A 25678-nucleotide genomic window follows, 5' to 3' on the forward strand; every position below is an offset into this window, starting at 1 on the left:
GATCATTGGCACGCTGACAACCTGAGGCTGACCGATTAATGCCCTGGCGACAAGTGTTTTGATTTTTCCGTGATTCGACCGACAAGAGACCATCCCGAGATGATCGCCCAGCTGTCTACCGTTGCACCCGCGCCACAGTACCCGGAATTTCTTCAAGCCCTGCGGGCCAGCGGCTTTCGCGGTCAGCTCGGTACTGACTACGCCACCCGAACCGTGCTGGCGACCGACAACTCGATTTACCAGCGCCTGCCGCAAGCAGCGGTATTCCCCCTGGACGCGGACGACATCGTGCGCATCGCCACCTTGATGGCCGAGCAGCGCTTTCGCCAGATCAAGCTGACCCCGCGGGGTGGCGGCACCGGCACCAATGGCCAGTCATTGACCGACGGCATCGTGGTCGACTTGTCGCGGCACATGAACAGCATCCTCGAAATCAACGTCGCCGAGCGTTGGGTGCGGGTGCAGGCGGGCGTGGTCAAGGACCAGCTCAATGTCGCGCTCAAGCCCCACGGGCTGTTCTTCGCCCCGGAGCTGTCGACCTCCAACCGTGCCACCGTTGGCGGAATGATCAACACGGACGCCAGCGGGCAGGGCAGTTGCACCTATGGCAAGACCCGCGATCATGTGCTGGAACTGCACAGCGTATTGCTCGGTGGCGAGCGCCTGCACAGCCAGCCGCTGACCGACGCGCAGCTTGATGCGGCGTGCACGCAACCCGGCCGCCTCGGCGAGGTGTACCGTACCGCGCGGCAGATCCAGGAAACCCAGGCCGAGCTGATCGAGTCCGTGTTCCCCAAGCTCAACCGCTGCCTGACCGGTTACGACCTGGCCCACCTGCGCGACGAGCAGGGGCGTTTCAACCTCAATAGCGTGTTGTGCGGTGCGGAGGGTTCGCTGGGCTACATCGTCGAGGCCAAGCTCAACGTACTGCCGATCCCCAAGTATTCGGTGTTGGTGAACGTGCGCTACAGCAGCTTCATGGATGCGCTGCGCGACGCCAACGCGTTGCTGGCGCACAAGCCCCTGTCCATCGAAACCGTAGACTCCAAAGTGTTGATGCTGGCGATGAAAGACATCGTCTGGCACAGCGTCGCCGAGTATTTTCCCGCTGACGCCGAGCGCCCGACACTGGGCATCAATCTGGTGGAGTTCAGCGGGGAAGACGCCGCGCAAGTCAACGCGCGCGTGGCGGCGTTCGTGGCGCATCTGCAGGCTGACACGAGCATCGAGCGACTGGGGCACACGCTGGCCGAAGGAGCCGAAGCGGTGACCCGCGTCTACGCTATGCGTAAACGCTCAGTCGGGTTGCTGGGCAACGTCGAAGGCGAGATTCGTCCGCAGCCTTTCGTTGAAGACACCGCGGTGCCGCCGGAGCGGTTGGCCGACTACATCACCGAGTTCCGCGCACTGCTGGACAGCCATGGCCTGGCTTATGGCATGTTCGGTCATGTCGATGCCGGTGTGTTGCATGTGCGCCCGGCGCTGGATATGAAAGACCCGGCCCAGGCGGCGCTGGTCAAACCGATTTCCGATGCCGTGGCCGAACTGACACGGCGCTATGGCGGCTTGCTGTGGGGCGAACACGGCAAGGGTTTGCGGTCCGAATATGTCCCGGAATTTTTCGGTGAGCTGTACCCGGCGCTGCAATCGCTCAAGGGCGCGTTCGATCCCCACAATCAGCTCAACCCCGGCAAGATCTGTGCCCCGCCGGATGCCGCCCAAGGCTTGCTCAAGGTCAACGAAGTGACGCTGCGCGGTGATCTGGATCGGCAAATCGATGAGCGCGTCTGGCAAAGCTTCGGCACTGCCGTGCACTGCAACGGTAACGGCGCTTGCTACAACTACGATCCCGACGATGCGATGTGCCCGTCGTGGAAAGCCACCCGTGAACGCCAGCATTCGCCGAAGGGCAGGGCCTCCTTGATTCGCGAGTGGTTGCGTCTGCAAGGTGCGGCCAATATTGATGTGCTTGAAGCGGTCGCAGGCCAATGGTCGTGGCTGCGCGGGTTGCCGAAGCGATTGCGCAACAATCTTGCGCGTTCACGGGGCGAGGAGGATTTTTCCCATGAGGTCTACGACGCGATGGCCGGTTGCCTGGCGTGTAAATCCTGTGCGGGACAATGCCCGGTCAAGGTCAACGTGCCGGAATTCCGTTCGCGTTTTCTGCAGCTGTATCACGGTCGCTACCAGCGCCCGGTACGCGAATACCTGATCGGCTCGCTGGAATTCACCCTGCCGTACGTGGCGTACGCTCCGAGGCTGTACAACGCGGTGATGGGCTCGAAATGGATAAGTCGCCTGCTCGAACGCCATGTCGGCATGCTCGACAGCCCACTGATCAGCCGCTACAACCTGCAAGCCACCTTGGCCGGATGCAAGGTGGGCGTCGCCAGTGTCGCGGCGCTGCGTGAGCTGACCCCGCAACAGCGTTCACGCAGCGTGGTGCTGGTGCAGGACGCGTTCACCCGCTACTTCGAGACCCCCTTGCTGGCGTCCTTCATCCAGTTGGCGCACGGGCTGGGCTACCGCGTATTCCTGGCGCCTTTCAGTGTCAACGGCAAACCCTTGCACGTACACGGTTTCCTCGGTGCATTCGCCAAGGCGGCGATTCGCAACGCCCATCAGCTCAAGGCCCTCGCAGACTGCGGCGTGCCGCTGGTGGGCCTGGATCCAGCCATGACGCTGGTCTACCGCCAGGAATACCTGAAAGTACCGGGGCTCAATGATTGCCCGAAGGTCTTGCTGCCGCAGGAGTGGCTGTTTGATGTGCTGCCGGAAAAGCCGCAGCCTGTTGCGCAGACGTTTCGTTTGCTGGCGCATTGCACTGAGAAGACCAATGTCCCGGCCAGTACTTCACAGTGGGAAAAACTGTTTTCCCGGCTTGGGCTCAAACTGGTGACCGAGGCGACCGGCTGCTGTGGCATGTCGGGTACCTACGGCCACGAAGCGCGCAATCAGGACACTTCGAGAATCATCTTCGAGCAGTCATGGGCCGGTAAGCTGGATAAACAGGGGGAGGCGTTGGCGACCGGATACTCCTGCCGCAGCCAGGTCAAGCGCATGGCCGACAGGCAACTGCGTCACCCACTGGAAGTGCTGTTGGAGCATGCGCTGCCGTTGTAGGGACATGCTGTTGACTCAAGACGCAGGGAGACATCCGTTTCTTCAGTCACGGCTGCTTAGGGTTGCACTCTTGCGTCTGGTCCTTCCGGTTCTTTTTGAATCCCCGAAGATTCATGACGCAGAGGCAGATCTGCAGGACGATCAGGGCATACGCTTGTGCGTAGGCCCCCCAAACCACCCACAAGATGTTGCTCAGGATGAAGCAGATGAATCCTGTCATTCTCCGGGTTGGTCGTTGCGACCCAATCAGCCACGCGGCGAGTACCGTTACCAACATCGCAGGCCATTGAACCCAGTCAACGTAGGCCAAGGGGAGCACCTCTTCGAAATCGCGATCTTCAACAGTTGGAAGTGAGATGCACTTTTTCCGGCATGTCCGATCACAAGTGTGCTCGAAACAGAAATCTGTGCAGGCTGCGATAGCGGCAAGAATAGACGACTGGCGCAGGATTTTTTCCATAGCGGCAGATGCGGTGGCGTAGCGGCAACATTGCGCTTTTCCACTGCGAGAATGACTTCGCTACACCCCATCTTCGATCAGTCAGAGTGGCAGATACGACCTGTTTGTACTGAAAGCGTCAGCGCCCCGAACTTTCTCCGGTTGATTCAGGTCGACAAATTTCCAGCCTCATCAGCGTAGCCCAATGCCTGACGTCGAGGCATCTCGACTGCCGAAGCGTGGAGGTTCAATAACAAAAATGGTGATAGCGATGAATTGTCTTATCTGTGTCGGCGTGGCGAAGCGCATTCATTGCCACGGCCCGTGGGAGGAGAGGGATTGTCCGGATTGCGGGCGCTATCGGGTTTCCGACGAGCTCCTTTTGACCTTGATGGATCAGGGCCAGATCTTCGATGTCGGCAAAACCAGAGACTGGCTGCAAAGCCGACGCAAAGGCGGTGCTACCCCTTCGATTGAAATCCATGAAGCCTTGTTGCTGCCATAGCGCTTGCCCTGTCCGAACGAGGGACATAAGCGGCGTGCGCGAGATCCTGTCGTAATCCTGTCACCAGGCTCGTGATGGCTTGTCCATTTGCCAGTTGATCTACCGCGATACCGGTAACGACAAGCATTTCCTGATTGGAATTGTCCTGGAAAAATCGCACCGTCAAAGCAGCCCCCGAATCAACTGTGCATTCACAGCGCACGGGTAAAAAGCTTTGCTCTATCAAGTGCCGGATTTCTAAAGTCGATAGCATCTGTCTTGCCTCGACGAGAGCCAGCCAAATGACTTTTGTCTGAGGGGTATTGAGCAAGCGCCGCGAAGTAACGGGCTTGATTGGGCTTCGCCTGAATCGTTGGCTGGAGGCTCACTATTAATTCTAGATCCGATCCTTCAGGACATTAGATCCTTTCAATCTGAGTGATGGCTCGCAGCGACACCTCATCTGCCGCCCCGAAGATTCTTTGCGGCGGACGACGTCGTTGGCGGTGACGTCGGCTTGATTGCCGCCGCGTTTTTACCCTCATTCGTAACGATTCATTTCCCAGGTTGAATCCCGGGGCATTGGGTCATTCAGTAACCGAATGAATCGCATCACTTTATGAGGTTTGAGCACCTCTGGTCGGCGGTCATGAACGTGTGTCGAGTTCTGCGGATCCATTCGAAAACACCTGTGGAATGAATGCGGTCATGAACTCTTTCGAGAATCAGCTGACGCCCGCTCAGGAGAAAAGACTAAACGCCCTGGCATTGTGGTATCGCGTGTTCGAGGCCAGCGCCCTGCGTATGGATCGTCCAGATACCTATCACGAAGAATTGCTTCGCCAGGCGGATGAGATGGATCGTCAGGGCATCATTGATTGGGAGGAGTGGCGGGACTTGCGCGTAGAAGCAGATCAGGCTTACTTGCGTGCAGTCGCAGGCGAAGACTATCACCCGGTTCAAGCGTCAATGCTGTCGATTGATCCGGATGCCGTTTAGGGAATGGAAGCAATGAACCGCCAGCTAAAGTTCGGTATTGAAGAGGAATATTTCATTACCGATCTGGTCACTCGACACATGCCTGGAACGCTCGTCCACGCGGTGAGTGACAAATGCAAAACCGAACTGGGCCAAAGTTTCGCGTACGAGATGTTCCAGGCGCAGATCGAAGTGGCTTCACCTGTGTTCACCGACCTGGCGCAGGCAGCGGAATTTCTCGCTAACGCCCGAGGCACATTGAAGCATGCTCTCCAGGCTTTTGACCTGGGATTGCTGTGTGCCGGTAGTCATCCCTTGGCGGACTGGCGTATTCAGCACCCCACAGACCAGTATCATTTTCAGCAGCTGTTCAACGATTATCAACGTGTAGCTCGACGCAGTCTGCTCTCGGGTCTGCACGTGCATGTAGAAATTGCGCATCACCTGGATCGAATTCAGGTCATGAACGAGGTGCTTGCGTGGACACCCATGCTATTGGCCTTGAGCAGCTCCTCTCCATTTTGGGACGGTTGCGATAGCGGATTTGCCAGTTATCGGCAGACAGCCTGTGATGAATGGCCCCGGATGGGCATTCCGGAATTCCTTGAAGATGAACCTGCCTATAAAGCCTACGTTGCCTTTTTGGTTTCAACCGGCTCGATGAGAACCCCAAGTGACTGCTGGTGGGGGGTACGGCCTTCAGCAAGGTTCCCGACGCTGGAATTGCGAATGACGGACGCCTGTCCGCGTTTGGATGATGCTTTGACTATTGCCTGCTTTTTCCGATTGATGATTGCCTACGCCATCGAGCAACCTCATCCGGGAGCGGCTTACTCGCAGCAATCCCGGTGGATACTGATGGAGAACCGCTGGAGAGCAAAAAGGTCCGGAATCCATGCATCGTTTCTCGTTGAGGGTTTCGAGCGGCCTTGCACGATCGATCAATGGCTTTTCCTGGTAGAGCAAATCCTGGGAGATACCGCTCGAACACTGGGCGTCGAAAACGTATTTTCCCGGATTCGCCGAATGATCCACTCCGGTACCAGCGCAGAACGGCAACGTGTCGTCTACGAAAGCGCCATCGGCAGCGGCTTGAGCGTCCAGGCAGCACTCTCACGAGTGGTTGACCAGTTGTTGCTGGAAACAGCGTGAGTACAAGGCATCACGCAAAGTCCGATCTATTGGATAATGCTGTTCACTTAGGCGGATCTTGAGTCAGTGAGAAGTCTGTGGCGAGGGAGCTTGTCGGGGCGCCGCATCGTCCCGCTTGAGTGCGCAGCACTCACGAAAATCGCGATGATGTCAGATTTTTTGGGGCCGCTGCGCAGCCCAACGTCGGAACGCCGCCCGGACCAAGCTCGCTCGCCACAAGGTTTGGTAAGACTCAAGATTCTCTTAAATGAACAGCATTCCGAGCAGGCTCGCTCCGACATAAACATCGCGCTCATCATCCGCTTTGAACTCCCGACACGGCTGCTCCGTCCTCTGCTATGAGGGGGCTCAGGGCATCTCGCTGTGAACTCCCGCAACGCTTCTCAAACAGAAGGCGAGGGACGACATGAATACTTCAGATAGCAGGGCGGGAACTCAGGCAAATAACCCGGATCCCGGCAAGCCTGAGCACGCTTTTCAGGATCTTAAAGAGGATGTCACCGAGGCGCTGGGGGGCGTGCGTGAGCAAGCCGATGCTCAGTTCGGTGAGTACCGTGACACTGCCGCGGATCAGATCGAGGCCTTGGCAAAAGGGGCAAAATCCTTTGTTTCCGAACTCGAGGAAAAGGACACGCTCGGCATGTCCGATTACCTCAGCGACATGGCGGAGTCGATGAGCGGACTCGCCGGGAGTCTACGCGGCAAAAGTGCTGAACAGCTCCTGCATGACGCCGCCGAACTGGCGCGGAGCAACCCGACGCTGTTCATCGCCGGCAGCATTGCGTTGGGCTTCGGTCTGTCGCGATTCTTGAAGGCAGGCAGTGCGTCGACTGCGCCCCTTGATGCGGCAAGCGATTCATCTGCGAGCAGCTCGACGCCTCCCGCAGGCGGATTTGGTGCTCATCGACCTTATGAGTCACCCATCGCCCCGCACACTGATCCGAATCCGGGTCTGGCCACCGGCATCACACCCGCTTCGCCCCATGAACAGGATCATCGGTCGGACTTCGCCACCTCATCGGCAACGGGTGCGCCAATCTTTAAAGGAGACGTGTGATGAACAGAGAAGATACCGAGCTGCCCGGCTCAAGACCTATATCGGCGTCTGACGATGCTTCGATGATCGGCTTGCTGCGGCAATTATCCCGGGAAGTGCCTGCCCTGTTTACGAAGGAGCTGGCGCTGGCCAAGGCCGAACTGCAAGCCAGCCTGACCACCCTCAAGGCAGGGATCGCCGCCGTGGCCGGCGGTGCAATTGTGCTGTTGGCGGGTTTTATCATTCTGTTGATGTCAGCGGTGTACGGGTTGAGCACCGTCATGGCGCCCTGGCTGGCTGCACTGATAGTCGGTGTGGTGGTGATGATCGTCGGGTTCGCCATGCTGCAATCGGGAAAAAAACAATTCGAGCCGTCCCACTTCAAGCCCGACCGGACCCTGGACGCTTTGAATAAAGATCAGGAAGCGCTGCGGAGGAAAGTCACATGAAAAGCGAATTGGACATCGAATCGGAAAAAAGCCCCGAACAGATCGAGCGTGAGATCGATGCGCAGCGGGCCAGCATCGGCAATATCGTCGATGCGCTGGAAAGCAAATTCACCCCCGGGCAAATGTTCGACCAGGCCTGGGGCATGATGCAGAACAATGGCACAACGTTCATGAGCAATCTGGGCACCAGTGTGCGTAACAACCCAGTTCCCGCCGTGCTGACCTCGGTCGGTTTGCTGTGGCTGATGATGGGCCAAAATCGTCCCCCGGTCGCTTATCCCGGGTATCGAACCGGGCCCGACCAGGGCAGGGTCGGCGAGTGGGCCGATGATCTGGCGGACGGCATCGACGGCGCACGCGAGCATCTGCATCAAACCGCCGATTCACTGAAGGGGGGATATCAGTCACTCAAAAGCAAGGCTGCGAGGGCAGGCGACAACGTCGGTGCTGCTGCCGAAAGCATCAGCCACGCGGCGCATGACGCCAGTGACCGGATTGCGCGCAACACTCAGGTCTTGGGTCAGCAATTCAATCATTTGCTCAAGGAGCAACCGCTGATGGTTGCCGCGGCGGGTATCGCTTTGGGCGCGTTGCTGGGTGCGGCGTTGCCGACGACCAGCACTGAGCAGCGCTATCTGGGGCGTAAAAGCGCCGGCCTGGTGGATAAGGTGAAGAAGCAGGCACAAGAAGGCTACGAGGCGGTGCGCGATACCGTCACCAAGACAACCGAGCATTCGGAAAATCGGGCCAACCGGGAGTCAGGGCCCACGACTGCAGCCAATGCTTCAGCCGATCTTACCAAGGGGCTGGGGACGTCCTGACACTGCGGCTCCCACGGAAGGCCTGCAATGGGCCTTCCGTAAGGGAGCGGTTATCAAACGCTGCGGATAGCTGGATTCATAGACTGGGTGTTCCATTGATCCGATGTCACAATTGAGCACCGGCGCGTCGCCAGGCGGTGCGCTGGGCATGCGGTATTGGCGGCTGTATGGTTCCCCGCGCATTGACTGCAGAGCATATGACCGGCCATTCCTACAACACCTTCGGCTTCAGCGTCTTTAGCGGGAAGGTTCGTCCTGGCCGTGACTGACGGCGACCGGATAGCGCCGGATGGAAGTTCCTCGATGCCATGGACCGCAATAAGTACAACACCGGCGCAAGGCCGGTGTTGTGTCATCGCGTCGGGTTCATCCAGGTAACAGAGTACCTCGCCGCTGCGCTGGGTAACTCAGAAACGGTACTTCGCGGACGCGGTAATGCTGCGGGGCGCACCGTATGTCAGCGCACCGTAGGCATCGAAAATGTCGAAGTACTTCTCATCGGTGACGTTGTTGGCATTGACCTGCGCCGAGAGGTTATCGGTGATCTCGTAGCGCGCCATCAGGTTGACCAGCGCGTAGGCATCCTGCTGAATCTTCTCGGAGTTGCCTGCCGGGTTGGTGGCGTAGGTGTAGATCGAATCCTGCCAGTTGACGCCGCCGCCAATGGTCAGCTTGTTGAACATGCCGGGCAGGCGATAGGTGGTGAACGTACGCAACAGTTTGGTTGGGTATAGCGTGTTCACATCGTCGCCGTTGGCATCTTCGGCGGTGAACTGGGTGTAGCCCACCGAGGCATTCCAGTCGGTCGCCAGTTCGCCGGAGACTTCCAGCTCGAAGCCCTTGCTGGTCGCGCCTTCGCTGGCCTCGTAGGCGTAGCCGCCGACAGGGTTCGACGGATCGATCAGCACGCCGGTGCTCTGGCCCAGGTTATCCTGTTTGATCTGGAAGATGGCCGCGGAGGCGTTCAAGCGGCCCCCGAAGTACTCACCTTTCAGGCCGATTTCACTGCTCTCGCCAACGATGGGCTCCAGTTGCTGGCCACTGCTGTCACGCACCGACTGCGGCAGGAAGATTTCCGTGTAGCTGGCATAGGCCGAGAGGTTGTCGGTGAGGTCATAGACCACACCTGCATAAGGGGTCAGCTCATGATCGACATCGATCTTGCTCACTTCCGAATAGATGTCATCACTGGTCTTTTCGTACCAGCTCTCACGTGCGCCAAGAATCACTTTCAAATCGTCGGTCACGTTCAAGCGTGTTGCCGCATACAGCCCTTTTTGTCGGGTCTCGCTGTAGCCGTAGTCTTCCCTCGGACCCCAGATCGGCTCGGGGAAATCGCCGTTGTAGGCATCGAAGTCGGCAACACCGTCAAACCCGGTTTGCGCGTTGAGGGCATCGGCGTCGAATTTCTGTTTGCTGTCCACATAACCAAAGGCCAATTCGTGCTCACGGCCCAACATCGAGAACGGGCCACTGAAGCGGATGCCGTAGTCATCCTGGGTGGTCTCGGTCTTGTAGGTCGCCGGGAACGAAGACATGCCGGAGCTGCCATTCTGGCCAGGATTGCCAGAGAGGTAGAGCAGGGAAGAGTCGCCGTTTCGCTCGCCACGGTTGTAGCTGAGGTTCATTTGCCAGTCGTTGGCGAACCTGTGGTCGAGGTTGACGAAGTAGGTCTCGAAGGTGGTGTCCCACTTGCTCCACTTGGCGGAGGTGGTCTTCGAGCGGCTCCAGTGGGTGCGGCTGCCGTCGGCGTACCAGACGGGCAGGCCACCCCACATCGGCGAGTCGGCATTGCTTTCCTGCCGGCTCAAGCCGAACCACAGCGTGGTGTCGGGGGTCAGGTCGATATCCATGGTGCCGTACAGGGTCTGGCGCTTGTTCGAATTCATATCGATCCAGGTGTCGCCTTCGTTGGTCTCCGCGACCAGACGCCCACGCACAGTGCCTTCCGAATTCAGCGCGGTGGACACATCGGCCTCGACGCCATAGGTGTCCCAGGTACCGGCGCTCAGTTCCAGCGAGCCTTTCAGATCTCTACTGTTGGCGCGTTTGCGCACCATGTTGATGGTCGCCGAAGGATCGCCGGCACCGGTCATCAACCCGTTGGCACCGCGCACGATTTCAACGCGGTCATACATGGCCAGGCTGCTGAAAATCTCCCCCGAACTCCATGGCTGCTCGAAGATGGTGGGTACGCCATCGATCATCAGCGAGTTGAGTTCAAAGCCCCGGGCGTTGAACTGCGCCCGGCTTGTCTCGTAGCGGTTGACCGACACCCCCGTGGCATTGTTGACCACGTCGAGGATGGTATTGAGATCCTGGTCCTGGATGCGCTGTTGGGTGATGACGCTGACCGACTGCGGCGTCTCCCGCAGCGACATATTCAACGGCGTGGCCGTGCGTGCAGCCTCTGTCGTGTACGAGTGGGTGTCTTCGGTCACGGCGCTGCGTACACGGGCGGCAGTCTCTGTGATAGCGATAGGCGCCAGGTTCAAGGCACCTCCCGTCTCGGTCTGCTCAGTCTGTTCCGCCGCCTGCACATAAGGCGCAGTGATGGCGATGCCGGCTGCCAGCATGTGCACGGCGAGAGCCAACGGGCGCACGGTCGAAGGCGAACGCGGCGTAACGGGATTTTGTGAACACAGGGAGAGGAGAGCGGTCATGCGGACTCACATTTGGTTTGCTGTTATTGAGAATCTATATCATACGCATATGTGAATTAATCTGTAATGTGGTTTGTACGCATTTGAGATTATTTATCAAATGAGATGGCGCCCGGGCACATTTCCCGGGCCACTGCGCTTGGGGATCTGCCGGAGAAGTACCGCGTAGTGTTTCTGCTGTCGCGTTGCGAAGGATTCACCCTGGCACGGGGCTACGTTGCAAGCGCGTTTAGCTGACTTGACCGTCGATAGATTTGTGCGGGGTTCAATAAAACCCTGGCGAAACCAGGTGTTGAGTGGGCGCGTCCAAGCCGCAGACGCGCCAGGTTGCCTGTCCATTGGCAGAGTTAACCGCACAATTGGCGTTACTGCTTTGTACCCGGTAGAAGTTCAAAGTCCGGGGTGAACGGGGTCATGGCGGCCATCAGCCGGGCGAACGGTTTGGGATCGCCTTCAAAGGTCGCCTTGCCTTGCGCGACCAGCTGATCGAGGCTGGTCTGCTTCGCCATCACGCCTTCAAGCGCCGAGCGATCGAGGGTGAGGGTCAGGTCGGCGTTTTTTGCCTGCTGGCCCTTGAGACTGGTCAGCGTTGAATTGCTCAGCTCCACCACGAATTGTTCACCATTGTCCGGCGTCTTGAGGTTCAGGACGAAGTGCAAGTCCGCAACCTTGCTGCCGTCCAGGGCGATGCCGAGATATTCGAGCCACAACTCTGTGCTCATGGCGCGGATCGTGTCGGGGCCGCCGGATTTTGGCGGCAGGCCCTTGGGCATGCCGTGGCGCAATTCATAGGCAGCCGCAAGGAAGCTGTTGCGTACGCCGGCACTTTCCTTCTGATAGCCCACTTGCTCATAGACATCCGCCAGCAGGTCCTTGGCCTGGACGTTTTGCGGTTCGGCATACACCAGCTTATTGAGAATTTCATAAGCTTCGCGGTATTTTCCCTCATCGAACAAGGCTTTGCCCTTGGTCATGATCTTTGCTGCGCCACCCATCATTTCGACGTACAGCGGTGCCGAATCCTTCGGTGACAGCGGCATCAGCGTGGCAGGATTGGCATCCCAATAACCCAGGTATCGGTTGATCACCGCGCGGCTGTTGTGTTCTTCCGAACCGTGATAGCTATGGGTCGCCCAGTTCTTCTTCAAGCTCTCGGGCAACTTGTAGACATTCTGGATCTCGTTGATGGTGACGCCCTGGTTCGCCGCGTGCAGGACGGCGTTATTCAGGTTGGCATAGGCATCGCGCTGTGCGCGCATCACTTCCTGGATCCGTTCATTGCCCCAGCGCGGCCAGTTGTGCGCGGCGAGCATCACATCAGCCTGCTGGCCGTAGCGATACAGGGCGTTGTTGATGTGCTTTGACCACACCAGCGGATCACGAACCAAAGCACCGCGCAGGGTGTAGATGTTGTGAATGGTGCCGGTGATGTTCTCGGCCGCCCAGAACGTTTTGAATTGCGGGAACCAGGTATTCATTTCCGACGGTGCTTCGGTGCCAGGCGTGTTCTGGAACTCCATTTGTACCCCGTCGATTGTCAGGCTTTCGAAATCCTTTTCGATGTATCGATTGGGTTCGATCAGGCCCATGTTGCCGGCGGCGGCGTTTTTTCCGATGGCCATGTCGACATGACCGTAGGGGCTGCGCGGCAAAAGCAGGCCGTATTGAAAGAACGCCCGTCGGGTCATGGCATTGCCGGCGTAAACGTTTTCAGCCACCGCATGTTCCATGAAGCCCACGGGGGCGATCAGCGCGACCTTGCCGCTGCGCACGTCCGCTTCCTCGATAACGCCACGGACACCGCCGAAGTGGTCCGCGTGGGAGTGAGAAATCACCACAGCCACTACCGGGCGCTTGCCCAGTTTTTCATTGATGAATTCCAGCGCCGCCCAGGCGGTTTCCTTTGAGGTCAGGGTGTCGAAAACTATCCAGCCGGTTTCGCCCTTGATAAACGTGATATTGGCCAGGTCAAAGCCGCGTATCTGGTAGATCCTGTCCGGCACCACCTCGTACAGACCGTAGGCCATGTTGAGCAAGGCCTGGCGCTGCAGCGACGGATTGACCGTGTCGAAGTCCTTGCCGTCCAACAGGAAGTTGTAGCTGCCCATATTCCAGGCGACGTTCCCCGCTTCGGCCATGATCTTGTTGTAGGGCGGTGCTGCGATGAAGCCTTTTTTGGCTTCTTCAAAATCGCGCTTGTCTGCAAAAGGAAGCGTTTCGCGCACACCTTTCTGAAATTCAATGGTGTACGTCGACGGCGATTTTCCTTTGTTATCGAAATGCTCGATCGCGGCCGGCACGGCAGTTGTCTGAGCAGCAAAAAGGGTGGGGCTGAAGCCCGTAGACAGTGCGATGGCCAGAGCGCAACTGAGGGTCTTGTTATTCATGAAGTGTTCCTTCGCCAGGAGTGTCGATGCCGTTGATGGCACTGGCTTGTTCTTGCTTGTCTTGACCCGCCCGGCAAGGAATAGCATATTCATTTGATTACGAAAAATTCCGTTTTATTCGATTTCGATAGCATAAAGGTTATGGCATGACCCCGCGCCGCTTACGCCAGTTTCTGGCACTGATTGAACATGCCCATTTTGGTCATGCAGCCAAAGCGTTGGGCGTTTCGCAACCAGCGCTCAGTAAAAGTATTCAGCTGCTGGAGCAGGAGCTCGGCGTCACGCTGTTCGATCGACGCACCGACGGCGTGACCCTGACGGCGTTTGGTCAAGTGCTGCAGAGAAAGAGCCAGCGCTTATTGATGGCCGAAGAGGACCTTCGGCGGGACATTGCTCTGCTGGCGGTTGGCGACATTGGCACACTCAAAGTGGCATTGGGGCCGTACCCCAGTGTCATCAGCGGCTATCCGGCCATTGCCCGGTTGCACGCCCGACATCCGCACCTCAATGTGACGGCCCATGTCGCCGGGTGGCGAGAGGTTGCGCAGCAGGTCGCCAGCGGCGCAGTGGATCTGGGGATTGCTGAAATCAGCGCCTTGCAAGGTGGTGAGGAATTCAATTGTGAGCTATTGGGTGAACATGAGGGGCGACTGTTTTGCCGGCCCGGCCATCCGCTGCTTTCGCAACGTTCTTTGAAGCGAGCGCAAACCCTCGATTATCCTTGGGTGGCGTCGCGTATTCCGTTCCGTCTGGCCGGCGTTTTGCTGCCCGCGACGTTAGGCTGCGCCGGCGCCTATGACACAGTGACTGGCGATTTCGTGCCTGCGATTGAAATTGACGTCCCCATGCAGATTGTTCAATTCGTGGCAAACAGCAATGCACTGGCGGTGGGTACTTTGTCGGCCTTCGAGCGGGAGCTGCTGGCGGGTGAAATCGTACCGCTGCCGCTCCACGATCAGGCGTCGTACACCCGTTACGGTTTTATCTCTCTCAAGGAGCGTTCGCTGCCTCCCGCCGTGGAGGCTTACATGCGCGAAGTGCGTGCGGTGGAAGAGGACGTTGCCCGGCGCGAACATGAGCTGGCCGACTTGATGATGAAATAGCGCAAAGGGGCCGGTTTCTACAAGGAGTCAGCTTCTCTGTCAGTGACGGTCCAGCCAGACAGTCTGCGCATTGCAGAATTCGCGCACGCCAAAATGCGATAACTCTCGACCGAAGCCGCTTTTTTTCACACCGCCGAAAGTGACGCGTGGATCGGTAGCGCAGTAGCCATTGATGAAAACACCGCCAGTTTCCAGCCTGCCGGCCATTTGCTGGGCGAGTTCAACGTTGCCAGTGTAAATGGTGGAAGCCAGGCCGAATTCGCTGTCATTGGCCAGTTCCAGCGCATGGGTCGCATCGCGCGCGGTGATGATCGATGCGACCGGGCCAAACAGCTCCTGTTTGAACGAGGTCATTTGATTGGTGACGTTTGCCAGGACCGTGGGCTCGTAGAAATTGCCGCAACCTTCAGCCATCTTCCCGCCCAACAACAGCGTTGCGCCTTCTTCCAGCGTGTTGCGCACTTGTTGATCCAGTTCATCACGCAAATCACAGCGCGCCATCGGCCCAATATACGTTTCGGGGGACAGCGGATCGCCGACGCTCAGTTGGCGCGTGGCTTCGACGAATTTGCGCGTGAATTGCTCTACAACGCCTTGCTCGACGATCAGGCGTTTGGCGGCGGCGCAGACTTGCCCGGTGTTCTGATATCGGCCGATCACCGCGGCTTTCACAGCGGCGTCGAGGTCTGCATCATCAAGCACAATGAACGGATCGGAACCGCCCAGTTCCAGCACGCATTTTTTCAGCGCTGCACCCGCCTGTGCGCCGATGGCCATACCGGCCCTGACGCTACCGGTGAGGGTGACCGCGGCGATGCGTGGATCTGCGATTGCCTTGGAAACGCCGTCCGGCGTGACGTTGATGACTTCGAACGTACCTTCGGGAAAGCCGGCTTGCTTGAAGGCTTCGAGAAGCCAATACGCGCACCCCATCACATTGGGTGCATGTTTGAGCACGTAAGTGTTACCCGCGATCAGCGCTGGAATGGCACCGCGCAGCACCTGCCAGATCGGGAAGTTCCACGGCATCACCGCGAGAATCGGCCCCAGTGGACGATATTCTATGCGCGCCTTGCCACCCTCGACCAAGGTCGGCTCGGCCGTCAGCATGGCCGGTCCGTGTTCGGCGTACCACTCACAGAGTTGCGCGCATTTCTCGATTTCACCGCGTGCCTGGGTGATCGGCTTGCCCATTTCCAGGGTGATCCTGTTCGCCGTGACTGCTGCGTTTTCACGCAAGGTCTTGGCCAGAGCGATCAACAGTTGCGAACGTTGCGCAATGGGCACATGGCGCCAGACGTGGAACCCGGCCGCAGCACGCGACAGTACGGCTTGCAGTGCCGAATCGGACTCGAACGGGTAGAAGGCGATCTGCTCACCGTTGGCGGGATTGATCGAGATGGCATGGGTGAGGCTGGATACGTTGGTCATGACACCGTCCTGCGTGATAGGGAAGGATGTATTGCTCGAAGCCAAAGAGCCGGAGTTATTCAGGTCGCGCGCGCCAGGATGGTTTGTGCACGACCAATGACCGGCGCATCGATCATTTGCCCATCGAGGACGAAGACACCTTCGCCCGTACTCGCGGCATCCATAATGCGTTGCGCCCAATGCAGCTCCTCAAGACTGGGCTTCAGTGCTTGATGGATGATTGCTACCTGGCTTGGGTGAATGCACAGCGCACCGCCAAAACCCATGTCACGAGCAAATTGAATGGCGCAGTGCAAACCGGCGCTGTCCTGTATGGAAGGAAACACCCCGTCCAGCGCAGGCGCGAGGCCGGCTACCCGGGTTGCCAGCAGAACCGCGTAGCGGGCATGACTCAGGATCTCTTCGGCGGCCCGGCTGCCAGTGGTCAGGTTCAGATCCAGGCCCAGATCGAGGCTGCCGAACGACAAACGCTCAACCCCCTTTGTCCGGGCAACGTCGCGGATCTGCGCCAGGCCCCTGGCACTCTCGATGATGGGCCAGATCGGTTTACCGGTATCGGCGGCAGTGAGCACTTGCGCCGCGTTTTCGGTTTTGGGCAGCAGGATGCCGATCACACCGGCGTGCCGTTGGCACAGCGCCAGATCCCAAGCGTGTGCCCAGTGGTCCGGCGCGTTCACTCGTACCAGAATCCGGGCATCCGGATGTTCACTCAAAAAGTGGTCAAGGTTATCCCTGGCCTGTTCCTTGAGGTTTTCCTGCACGGCATCTTCCAGGTCGACAATCACCCGGTCCGCACCGGTGGCGATGGCTTTCGGGATACGCTCCGGGCGAGTCGCCGGTACGAACAGCGCGGAGCGAACGATGGTTGTATTCATGGTGTATCTCCCTCACTGAACCGGACTTCGCCAAGCTGTGCAATACCGTCCTGATTGCCTGCCCAGACTTGCGCCTTGCCGCTGTCGATCAAGCGTCCACCCACCTCGAAAGGTTGAGGCGAAATCAAGGGACGGACACCACGAAAGGTGAAGCGCTCCAGGCGTGCTTTTGGATGTGCCTTGGTAAAAGCTCGCAAGTTGAGGGTGGCGATCAATGGACCATGCACCACCAGTCCCGGATAGCCTTCGGCCTCGGTGACGTAGGGCCAGTCGTAGTGAATTCGATGGCCGTTGAAGGTGACGGCGGAATAGCGAAACAGCAGGGTCGGGGAGGGTTCGACCCGCGCCTGCCATTGGCTTTGCGGCGGCGCTTCGGTGCTGTTCGATTTAGGCGGGGTGGGTTCTCGATAGACGATGTCCTGTTCGTCTTGCAGAACGCGCTGGCCGTCCTGGAAGTACTCATGGCGAACCGTGACAAACAGCAAGGAGCCAGTACGACCGTGCTTTTCTTCGACGTTGAGAATGGTCGAGACACAGGTCACGTCAGCTTCCACCTTCAACGGTTGGTAAAAATCGATTCGGCTGCCCGCCCACATGCGATTGCGATTGTGGGCTGGAGGCAGGAATCCCCCGAGCGCCGGGTGACCGTCCGGACCCAACTCCTCGGCAGTGACCGGTTCCTGAAAAAAAGCCCAGTGCCACAAAGGCGGCAGCGGTTCTCCGGGTTGTGGTGCCGGCTCGCCAAACGTCGCGGCGATGCGTTTGACCAGGGTGAAACTGATCCGGTCCTGGCTTTCCTGGCGACGTCCAATCCAGGCTGAAAAATCGGAATTGCTCATAGTCATCGCTCCCGTCGGTCAGTGGTCAGGCCAGGGCGGCCATTTCTGGAATCGCTTCAAACAGGTCCGCCACCAGGCCGTAATCGGCCACCTGGAAGATCGGCGCCTCTTCGTCCTTGTTGATCGCCACGATCACTTTGGAGTCTTTCATGCCGGCCAGGTGCTGGATCGCGCCGGAGATACCGACGGCGATGTACAGCTGTGGCGCAACGATCTTGCCGGTCTGGCCGACCTGCATGTCGTTGGGTACGAAACCTGCGTCGACCGCGGCGCGCGAAGCACCGACGGCAGCGCCCAGCTTGTCGGCCAGGGCGTACAGGTGTTTGAAGTTGTCGCCGTTCTGCATGCCACGGCCGCCGGAAACGACGATCTTGGCAGCGGTCAATTCCGGACGATCAGATTTGGCCAGCGCCTCAAAGACGAAGCTGGAAGTACCCGCGTCGTGAGCAGCAGCAACGGCTTCAACGGCAGCTGAACCACCTTCTGCGGCAACCGGGTCGAAACCGGTGGCACGCACGGTGATCACTTTGACCGCAGCGTTCGATTGAACGGTAGCGATGGCGTTACCGGCATAGATCGGACGCTTGAAGGTGTCAGCGCTTTCTACCGAGATGATCTCGGAGATCTGGTCAACGTCCAGCTGCGCGGCAACGCGTGGCAGGATGTTTTTGCCATTGGACGTGGCGGCAGCCAGGATGTGGCTGTAACCCGCAGCCCCTGCTTCTTGAACGAGAGCAGCAACCAGTGGCGCAACGTTTTCCGGCAGCTGATGCGCGTAAGCGGCATTGTCAGCGGACAGGACCTTGCTCACGCCAGCGATTTTCGCAGCGGCTTCAGCCACGGCGCCAGCGCCCTGGCCAGCAACCAGAACGTGGATGTCGCCGCCGATTTTGGCAGCGGCAGCCACGGTGTTCAGCGTGGCCGGGGCCAGCACTTTGTTGTCCTGCCGGTCGGTTGAATAGTCAGCAATAACCAGGATTGGCATTCAGATCACCTTCGCTTCGTTCTTGAGTTTCTCGACCAGCTCAGCCACCGACTTGACCTTGATACCCGCGCTGCGTGCAGCAGGCGCTTCGACTTCCAGGGTTGTGTTGGTGGAGGCAGTGGAAACGCCCAAAGCGTCCGCAGTCACTACTTCGAGAGGCTTCTTCTTGGCTTTCATGATGTTTGGCAGGGACGCGTAGCGCGGCTCGTTCAAACGCAGGTCGGTGGTGACGATGGCCGGCAGTTTCAGGGAAACCGTCTGTGCGCCGCCGTCGATTTCGCGAGTCACGGCAACCTTGTCGCCGCTGATTTCGACTTTCGAAGCAAACGTGCCCTGACCGTAACCGCTCAATGCAGCAAGCATCTGACCCGTCTGGTTGTTGTCGCTGTCGATGGCTTGCTTGCCCAGGATCACCAGCAGAGGCTGTTCCTTGTCGACAACAGCTTTCAACAGTTTGGCAACGGCCAGGGAAGTCAGATCTTCGGCGGATTCGACGAGGATGGCGCGGTCGGCACCCAGAGCCAGCGCGGTGCGCAGTTGCTCTTGGGCGGTGGACGGGCCCACAGTGACCACCACAACCTCGGTGGCAATGCCTTGTTCCTTGAGACGGACCGCCTCTTCCACGGCGATTTCGCAGAACGGGTTCATCGACATCTTGACGTTGGCGAGGTCGACGCCGGAGTTGTCCGCCTTGACGCGGACCTTGACGTTGTAGTCGACCACGCGTTTCACAGCTACGAGGATCTTCATTGGGGAGTCTTCACTCTGAAGTCATTGATGGGTGCCGTCAGATAGCGCCAGCAGCACGCATTGCTTCGATGCGCCCTGCGGACAATCCCAGTTCTCTGAGTACCTGATCGGTGTGTTGGCCAAGGCCTGGCACGGCGTCCATTCGCGGCTCGAAAGCGCTGTTGTTGCCCGGCGGTATGAGGCTCGGCACGGTACCGGTGGATGTCTCGACTTGCCGCCAGCGGTTACGGGCCTTGAGTTGCGGATGCTCCCAAACCCCTTGCATGTCATTGACCCGGGCGTTGGCAATCTGCGCGTGATCCAGTCGAGCGATCACGGCATCGAAGTCCAGGGCGGCGAAGGACTCGACGATCAAATCCCGCAGTGCATGACGGTTTTCGACGCGTTTGAAATTGGCAGAAAAGCGCTCGTCCCTGGCCAGTTCGGGCATCAACAGCACGTGCTCGCAGAACAGCTGCCATTCGCGCTCATTCTGCAGACCAAGCATCACGGTCGTGCCGTCGCCGATCGGGAAGGGGCCGTAAGGGTAAATCGTGGCGTGGGCGGCGCCGGCACGAGGGGGGGGCGGCGCGCCCTCGTAGGCGTAGTACATCGGATAGTTCATCCACTCGACCAGGCTTTCGAGCATCGATACATCGATGTGGCTGCCTTCGCCGGTGCGTCCACGCAACAGCAGTGCGGACAGGATGCCGGTGTAAGCGTACATGCCGGCGGCTATGTCGGCGATCGAGCACCCGGCCTTGGCCATTTCTGATTCGCCCGAGCCACCGGTCACCGAGAGAAATCCGCCTTCGCTCTGAATCAACAGATCGTAGGCTTTCTTTTTTTCATAGGGACCACCCACGCCATAGCCTGAAATGTCACACACAATGAGTTGCGGAAATCGCTGGTGCAGGACCTCGAACGACAGGCCCATCCGTGCGGCCGCACCCGGTGCCAGGTTCTGCACCAGCACATCGGCGGTGGCCAACAGACTGTCCAGGACGTCGGTGGCGGGCTCCTGTTTCAAATCGAGGGTCAGGCTTTCTTTCGAACGATTGGTCCAGACGAAATGCGAGGCCAGGCCGTTGACGCGTTGATCGTAGCCTCGGGCAAAATCGCCGACGCCCGGACGTTCGACCTTGATCACCCGGGCACCGAGGTCGGCCAGTTGACGGGTACAGAACGGAGCAGCGATGGCGTGTTCGAGACTGACCACGGTGATGCCGTCGAGGGGACGAATGTCTTTGGGCTGGCTCATGATTGTTATCTCTTTTGTCATGGCTTCCCGATGCGTCGACCGAAGCCGTCGCACCGGACTTTGCAGTGATCACTCAGAAGGAGCGCGGCAGCTCGAGCAGGTGTTCGGCGACGTACGACAGGATCAGGTTGGTGGAGATCGGCGCGACCTGATACAGCCGGGTTTCGCGGAATTTGCGCTCAACGTCGTACTCACAGGCAAAACCAAATCCACCGTGGGTTTGCAGGCAGGCATTGGCCGCTTCCCACGAAGCTTTCGCCGCCAGGTACTTGGCCATGTTGGCGCTGGCGCCGGCGTTGATCCCGCTGTCGTATTCCTCGCAGGCACGCCAGCGCATCAGGTCGGCCGCTTCGATCTCGATGTGCGCTTCGGCAATCGGAAACTGTACGCCCTGGTTCTGCCCGATGGGGCGGCCGAACACCACGCGATCACGGGCATAGGCGGCGGACTTTTCGATGAACCAGCGACCATCGCCGATGCATTCGGCGGCGATCAGCGTGCGCTCGGCATTCAGGCCATCGAGGATGTAGCGAAAGCCTTTGCCTTCCTCGCCAATCAAGCTGTCCGCCGGAATCTCCAGGTTGTCGAAGAACAGCTCATTGGTCTCGTGATTGACCATGTTGGCGATCGGTTGCACGGTCAGGCCGTTGCCGATGGCTTCACGCAGATCCACCAGGAAAATCGACATGCCTTCGGATTTCTTCGTCACCTCGGCCAGTGGCGTAGTACGCGCCAGCAGGATCATCAGGTCGGAATGCTGGACGCGCGAGATCCACACCTTTTGGCCGTTGATCACGTATTTGTCGCCGCGCTTGATGGCGGTGGTCTTGATCTTGGTGGTGTCGGTGCCGGTGGTGGGCTCGGTCACGCCCATCGATTGCAGGCGCAACTCACCGCTGGCCAGTTTCGGCAGGTAGTAGCTTTTCTGTGCCTCGCTACCGTTACGCAACAGGGTGAACATATTGTACATCTGCCCGTGGACGGTGCCTGAATTTCCGCCGCAACGGTTGACCTCTTCGAGAATCACCGAGGCTTCAGCCAGCCCCAGGCCGGAGCCACCGTATTCGGTGGGTATCATCGCCGCCAGCCAGCCGGCGTCGGTCAGGGCTTTGACGAAGGATTCCGGGAAGCCTTTTTCTTCGTCGATCCTGCGCCAGTAGGCGGCATCGAATTCGGCGCACAGGGCGCGCACGCCCTCGCGGATGGCATTGAGTTCTTCAGAGTGGTGGTCAGTCATTATTATTCTCCTCGACGCGTCACGCACGGCATCGGCCCTGCGTGACGAAGTCCGGCCAGGGGTGATCAGATCGGGTTGAAACCCAATGCGGCGCGAAAGCGATTCTTGATGTAGTGGCCGTCACGTGGCGGCAGCACCCGTGGCGGGTTCTCGGCCTTGATCTTGATCGTCGCCAGCTTCACGCCGTCGCGAGTGGCGAAGCGCTCGCGCAAGTTGTGTACGCCGTCCATGTCACGGATTTCATCGGTCCAGCTGAAACCACAGGTCTTGGCGACCTGGTCCAGGGAAATGCCGAAGCCCGCGTGGCTGACTTGCATGCCCGTTTCGCCGAAGTGACCGTTATCGAGCACGGCAATGGTCAGGTTGGCGGGTTTTTGCAGTGCCACAGTGGCCAGCGCACCAAAACCCATCAGCAACTCGCCGTCACCCGTGACGACCACTACCGACTTGTCCGGTTGAGCATTGGCCAGGCCCAAACCAACGGTGATGGCACTGCCCATGGCGGCCCAGAGGTAGTAGTTCAAGTCATTGTCACCGGCGGCCATGACGTCATAGGACGCCGAGCCCAGCCCGGTCACGACCAGCACGTCCTTGCGGTCGGCCAGCAAGGTCTTGACCACTTCACGGCGGCACAAGCTGTGGTTTGCGCTTACTTGACCCATTTCTTTTCTCCAATCAGGCGCTGACCGAGCAGCAGGGCAGTGGACGAATCACCGTTGAACGCCATCGTCGCGGCACCGTGCAGCAGCGGCGCGACGTCTTCAGGGGCATCCGCGCGCCAGGTCATGACCTTCATCAGATTCAGCGAGGCTTCGGTGGCCTGGCCCATCGGGTTTTGCCAGGCGTTGAACTCGGCCCAGTCTCCGCGCAGGGTGACCACCATCAACAGCGGAAAACCGGCACAGACTTGCAAGGCGAGGGTGTTGATGCAGTTACCGACCCCGCTGGATTGCATCAACAGGGCGCCGCGTTCACCGCCCAACCAGGCACCTGCCAGGTAGCCGATGCCTTCTTCTTCGGTGGTGAGGACGACGGCCTTGATGTCGGGGTCGGCATACGACATGCGAATCGCTGCCGAGTGGCCGGCATCCGGTACGAAGACCACGTGTTTGACGTTGTGGGCCTTGAGCACGCGGAACACGTCCTCCTGCCAATCCTGTCCCACGGTTTGTTCAGCTTCTGTTGACATGCCCATCTCCCAAGCAGTGCTGCTTTTGTGTTTTCACACATTCTGGGAGTGCTGGAGGCTTACGACGACTACCGTTTTTGTCTTTGAGATATGCCCATTTTGTATGGCTTGGCTGAGGTTTCGCCGGCAAACGCTCGGCTTCGATAGCCACGTTGTATGGGAACGGGCATCGCAGCTCGGATTGCAGCGTCCAACCAGGACGGGAGGAAAAAATAACGCAAGATCAAATGAGAATACGTATCAAAAGCTAAACATGCGGTATACCATGCGGCGCAAATCCATGGCAGTTATGCCGTCCCATTTGGCTTATTCGTAAAGGTTTTACCCCCGTGCGTCGAACTCTGCTTTCAATCTGTGTCGTGCAGGCGTTTTCCCCATTGTCATGGGCTGAACAAGCGACTGCGCAAAAGCAGAGTCTGGAGTTGCAAGCCACCGACATCGTCGGCACGTCGGAATATGAAACGGCCCAAGGGCCGGTGAAGGGCTACCGGGCAACGCGTTCTGCCAGCGCCACCCGTACCGACACCTCGATTCATGAAACGCCGCAGTCCATCAGCGTGGTGACCAAGGATGTGGTCGAGGACATTGCCGCCACTCGCCTTCAGGACGCGCTCGACTACGCCGGTGGGGTAGGACGGGCCAACAACTTCGGCGGGCAGGGACTGACCACCTTCACGGTGCGTGGATTTACCACCGGCGAGTTTTACCGCAATGGTTTTCCGATCAATCGCGGTTATCCGAACATGCCCGACGCAAACACCATCGAGCGGCTGGAAGTGCTGCGCGGCCCCGCGACGACGCTGTATGGCCGGGGTGATCCTGGCGGCACGTTCAATGTCGTCTCCAAGCAGCCGCTGGCACAGCGCACGGTCACGGTGGGCAGTCAGTTCAATGACCAGGGCATGAAGCGCGGCACGCTGGATGCCTCCGGCCCGCTCGACGAAGAGGGGCGTCTGGCGTATCGCTTGAACGTGGTGGGCGAGGGTGGCGATACCTTCCGCGATCATGTTGAAACCGAACGCTACGGCGTGACGCCGGTTCTGTCCTGGCAAGTCACTGATGACACCAAGGTGATCTTCGAAGGTGATTTCATGCGCAACAATCACCCGCTGGATCGGGGTGTGACGCGCTATCCGAATCAGATTGGCACCGCGTCGCGTGACACATTTTTCGGTGAAAAAGATGTCGGCAAGTTGCACAACGACAACAACATGGCCCAACTGCGGTTCGAACACTTCCTGAACGACAACTGGACACTGGGCGGTGGTTTCCAGTGGCTGGACGGCACTTTGCAGGGCAATGCCGTTGAAGCCAATGGCGTCGCTGCCGACGGGCGCACCCTGGGCCGCAACTTCAACTATCGCAAACTGGAGTGGACGGACAAGGACACGCAACTGAACCTCACCGGACATTTCTCCACCGGAGGTTTCGATCACACCTTGTTGACCGGTATCGAGTACGAGGATTACGACTACACGTCCATCATCCAGCGCTCCAGTGGCGCGGTCAGTGCCTACCCGATCGATATTTTCGACCCGGTGTATGGCCAGCCTCGCCCGGCGCTGACCCGCACGCCGACCCACGACAAGGAAAACCTCAAGACTTATGCGGCCTTCGTCCAGGATCAAGTGGCGTTGACTGAGCGTTTGAAGGTCTTGGCCGGTGCCCGTTTCGAGCGCTTCGAGCATGACTATGAAACCTTTGTGCCGGGTGGCAAAAGCTGGGAGGCGAGCGACAATGCGGTGACGCCGCGTCTCGGCGTGCTGTATGACCTGACCGATACTGTGGCGGTGTATGCCGATACCGCGCGCTCATTCAAACCCAATTCCGGGGCCAGCCGTCAGGGTGGCGGCTTTGATCCGGAAAAGGGCAAGTCCTATGAGATGGGTATCAAGTGGGAAGCTCTTGACCGTCAGCTGAGTGTTGACGCGGCGATCTACCAGATTGAAAAACGCAACGTCCTGACCACCGACCCCGTGGACTCCACGTTCAGCGTGGCAGCTGGCGAGGTCCGCAGCCGTGGTTTTGATCTGAACGTGGCAGGCAACGTCACCCCGCAGTGGCGGGTGATTGGCGGCTATGCCTATGTCGACGCCGAGGTCACCCAGGACAACGTCATCCAGTCGGGCACCCGGCTGATGAACATTCCGAAAAACAGCTTCAGTCTGCTCAACGTTTATGAATTCCAGGACGGCCATCTGAAAGGGCTGGGGTTGGGCGTGGGGGGGAAATACGTCGATGAGCGAGCGGGCCAGACCGCCAACACAGCGTTTTCCATGGGCAGTTACACCGTCGTCGATCTGCTGGGCTTCTACAAGGTCAATGACAAGCTCAGGCTCAATCTCGATGTGAAGAACGTGTTCGACCGTGACTACGAGGAGGGAGCCTTCGGTAATGTCTATGCCTACCCGGGCGCGCCGAGAACTGTCCAGGTCGGGTTTTCCTACACGCTGTAATAGCAAAAGGGCCCATGAATCTTCATGGGCCCTTTGCGTTC

Annotated in this window: 22 protein-coding genes; 9 read left to right on the top strand and 13 right to left on the bottom strand. The window is 58.8% G+C overall.

From position 1 onward, the window contains the following. Positions 1–99 precede the first annotated feature (99 nt). Positions 100–3123, top strand: a complete 3024-nt coding sequence (locus CKW21_RS22705) for an FAD-binding and (Fe-S)-binding domain-containing protein (protein ID WP_095196138.1) — start codon at positions 100–102, stop codon at positions 3121–3123. Positions 3124–3169: 46 nt separating this feature from the next. Here CKW21_RS22705 and CKW21_RS31185 read toward each other — a convergent pair whose 3' ends face one another. Continuing rightward, positions 3170–3583: a YgjV family protein gene (locus tag CKW21_RS31185; RefSeq protein WP_141233009.1), complete on the bottom strand. Its 414-nt coding sequence runs from the start codon at positions 3581–3583 to the stop codon at positions 3170–3172. Positions 3584–3833: 250 nt separating this feature from the next. On the opposite strand from CKW21_RS31185, the gene CKW21_RS22715 reads away from it, so the two are divergent. Beyond that, positions 3834–4067 (top strand): hypothetical protein, encoded by a 234-nt coding sequence (locus tag CKW21_RS22715; RefSeq protein WP_095196214.1) that lies wholly within the window; start codon positions 3834–3836, stop codon positions 4065–4067. On the opposite strand, the gene CKW21_RS22720 is transcribed toward CKW21_RS22715, so the two are convergent. Next, positions 4024–4320: a DUF1652 domain-containing protein gene (locus CKW21_RS22720; RefSeq protein ID WP_095196139.1), complete on the bottom strand. Its 297-nt coding sequence runs from the start codon at positions 4318–4320 to the stop codon at positions 4024–4026. The genes CKW21_RS22715 and CKW21_RS22720 overlap by 44 nt on opposite strands. A gap of 434 nt (positions 4321–4754) precedes the next feature. Between CKW21_RS22720 and CKW21_RS22725 the strand changes: the two genes are divergently transcribed. The 5 genes from CKW21_RS22725 to CKW21_RS22745 all read left to right on the top strand — a co-directional run bounded on the left by CKW21_RS22725 (position 4755) and on the right by CKW21_RS22745 (position 8482). After that, positions 4755–5045 carry a hypothetical protein gene (locus CKW21_RS22725; RefSeq protein ID WP_095196140.1) on the top strand — a complete coding sequence of 97 codons (291 nt, stop codon included), beginning with the start codon at positions 4755–4757 and terminating at the stop codon, positions 5043–5045. Between the two features lie 12 nt (positions 5046–5057). After that, the gene (locus tag CKW21_RS22730) at positions 5058–6176 is read left to right on the top strand and encodes a carboxylate-amine ligase (RefSeq protein ID WP_095196141.1); all 1119 of its coding nucleotides are present in this window, start codon (positions 5058–5060) and stop codon (positions 6174–6176) included. A 406-nt stretch (positions 6177–6582) separates the two neighbouring features. After that, the gene (locus tag CKW21_RS22735; protein WP_095196142.1) at positions 6583–7233 is read left to right on the top strand and encodes a hypothetical protein; all 651 of its coding nucleotides are present in this window, start codon (positions 6583–6585) and stop codon (positions 7231–7233) included. After that, a complete protein-coding gene (locus tag CKW21_RS22740; protein ID WP_095196143.1) occupies positions 7233–7661 on the top strand; it encodes a phage holin family protein in 429 nt (142 codons plus the stop codon). Before CKW21_RS22735 ends, CKW21_RS22740 begins: the two co-directional genes overlap by 1 nt. Beyond that, entirely contained in the window at positions 7658–8482 is an 825-nt protein-coding gene (locus CKW21_RS22745; protein WP_095196144.1) for a DUF3618 domain-containing protein, read from the top strand. Before CKW21_RS22740 ends, CKW21_RS22745 begins: the two co-directional genes overlap by 4 nt. A gap of 407 nt (positions 8483–8889) precedes the next feature. Here the strand turns inward: CKW21_RS22745 and CKW21_RS22750 are convergent, their stop codons facing one another. Further along, positions 8890–11145 (bottom strand): TonB-dependent siderophore receptor, encoded by a 2256-nt coding sequence (locus CKW21_RS22750; protein ID WP_095196145.1) that lies wholly within the window; start codon positions 11143–11145, stop codon positions 8890–8892. Positions 11146–11510: 365 nt separating this feature from the next. Next, entirely contained in the window at positions 11511–13532 is a 2022-nt protein-coding gene (locus CKW21_RS22755; protein ID WP_095196146.1) for an alkyl/aryl-sulfatase, read from the bottom strand. 146 nt (positions 13533–13678) lie between these two features. Between CKW21_RS22755 and CKW21_RS22760 the strand changes: the two genes are divergently transcribed. After that, positions 13679–14635 (top strand): LysR family transcriptional regulator, encoded by a 957-nt coding sequence (locus tag CKW21_RS22760; RefSeq protein WP_095196147.1) that lies wholly within the window; start codon positions 13679–13681, stop codon positions 14633–14635. Between the two features lie 39 nt (positions 14636–14674). Here CKW21_RS22760 and CKW21_RS22765 read toward each other — a convergent pair whose 3' ends face one another. The 9 genes from CKW21_RS22765 to CKW21_RS22805 form a co-directional block, all read right to left on the bottom strand. Continuing rightward, on the bottom strand, positions 14675–16066 hold the full coding sequence (locus CKW21_RS22765; protein WP_095196148.1) for an aldehyde dehydrogenase family protein: 1392 nt from the start codon (positions 16064–16066) through the stop codon (positions 14675–14677). A 59-nt stretch (positions 16067–16125) separates the two neighbouring features. Continuing rightward, a complete protein-coding gene (locus CKW21_RS22770) occupies positions 16126–16941 on the bottom strand; it encodes a CoA ester lyase (protein ID WP_095196149.1) in 816 nt (271 codons plus the stop codon). After that, positions 16938–17780 carry a MaoC family dehydratase N-terminal domain-containing protein gene (locus tag CKW21_RS22775; RefSeq protein ID WP_095196150.1) on the bottom strand — a complete coding sequence of 281 codons (843 nt, stop codon included), beginning with the start codon at positions 17778–17780 and terminating at the stop codon, positions 16938–16940. The genes CKW21_RS22770 and CKW21_RS22775 overlap by 4 nt, the downstream gene beginning before the upstream one ends. Before the next feature lie 25 nt (positions 17781–17805). Further along, positions 17806–18765, bottom strand: coding sequence for an electron transfer flavoprotein subunit alpha/FixB family protein (locus CKW21_RS22780; RefSeq protein WP_095196151.1), 960 nt, complete (start codon positions 18763–18765; stop codon positions 17806–17808). Beyond that, positions 18766–19515, bottom strand: a complete 750-nt coding sequence (locus CKW21_RS22785; RefSeq protein ID WP_095196152.1) for an electron transfer flavoprotein subunit beta/FixA family protein — start codon at positions 19513–19515, stop codon at positions 18766–18768. A gap of 37 nt (positions 19516–19552) precedes the next feature. Further along, the gene (locus CKW21_RS22790; RefSeq protein ID WP_170948707.1) at positions 19553–20755 is read right to left on the bottom strand and encodes a CaiB/BaiF CoA-transferase family protein; all 1203 of its coding nucleotides are present in this window, start codon (positions 20753–20755) and stop codon (positions 19553–19555) included. Between the two features lie 73 nt (positions 20756–20828). After that, complete coding sequence (locus CKW21_RS22795; protein ID WP_095196154.1) at positions 20829–21992, bottom strand: acyl-CoA dehydrogenase family protein; 1164 nt, start codon at positions 21990–21992, stop codon at positions 20829–20831. 65 nt (positions 21993–22057) lie between these two features. Further along, positions 22058–22654 carry a thiamine pyrophosphate-dependent enzyme gene (locus CKW21_RS22800; protein ID WP_095196155.1) on the bottom strand — a complete coding sequence of 199 codons (597 nt, stop codon included), beginning with the start codon at positions 22652–22654 and terminating at the stop codon, positions 22058–22060. Continuing rightward, entirely contained in the window at positions 22642–23181 is a 540-nt protein-coding gene (locus CKW21_RS22805) for a thiamine pyrophosphate-binding protein (protein ID WP_095196156.1), read from the bottom strand. Before CKW21_RS22805 ends, CKW21_RS22800 begins: the two co-directional genes overlap by 13 nt. A gap of 329 nt (positions 23182–23510) precedes the next feature. Between CKW21_RS22805 and CKW21_RS22810 the strand changes: the two genes are divergently transcribed. After that, a complete protein-coding gene (locus CKW21_RS22810) occupies positions 23511–25637 on the top strand; it encodes a TonB-dependent siderophore receptor (RefSeq protein ID WP_095196157.1) in 2127 nt (708 codons plus the stop codon). Positions 25638–25678 lie beyond the last annotated feature (41 nt).

The sequence above is a fragment of the Pseudomonas sp. Irchel 3A7 genome (assembly GCF_900187565.1).
GTDB lineage: Bacteria > Pseudomonadota > Gammaproteobacteria > Pseudomonadales > Pseudomonadaceae > Aquipseudomonas.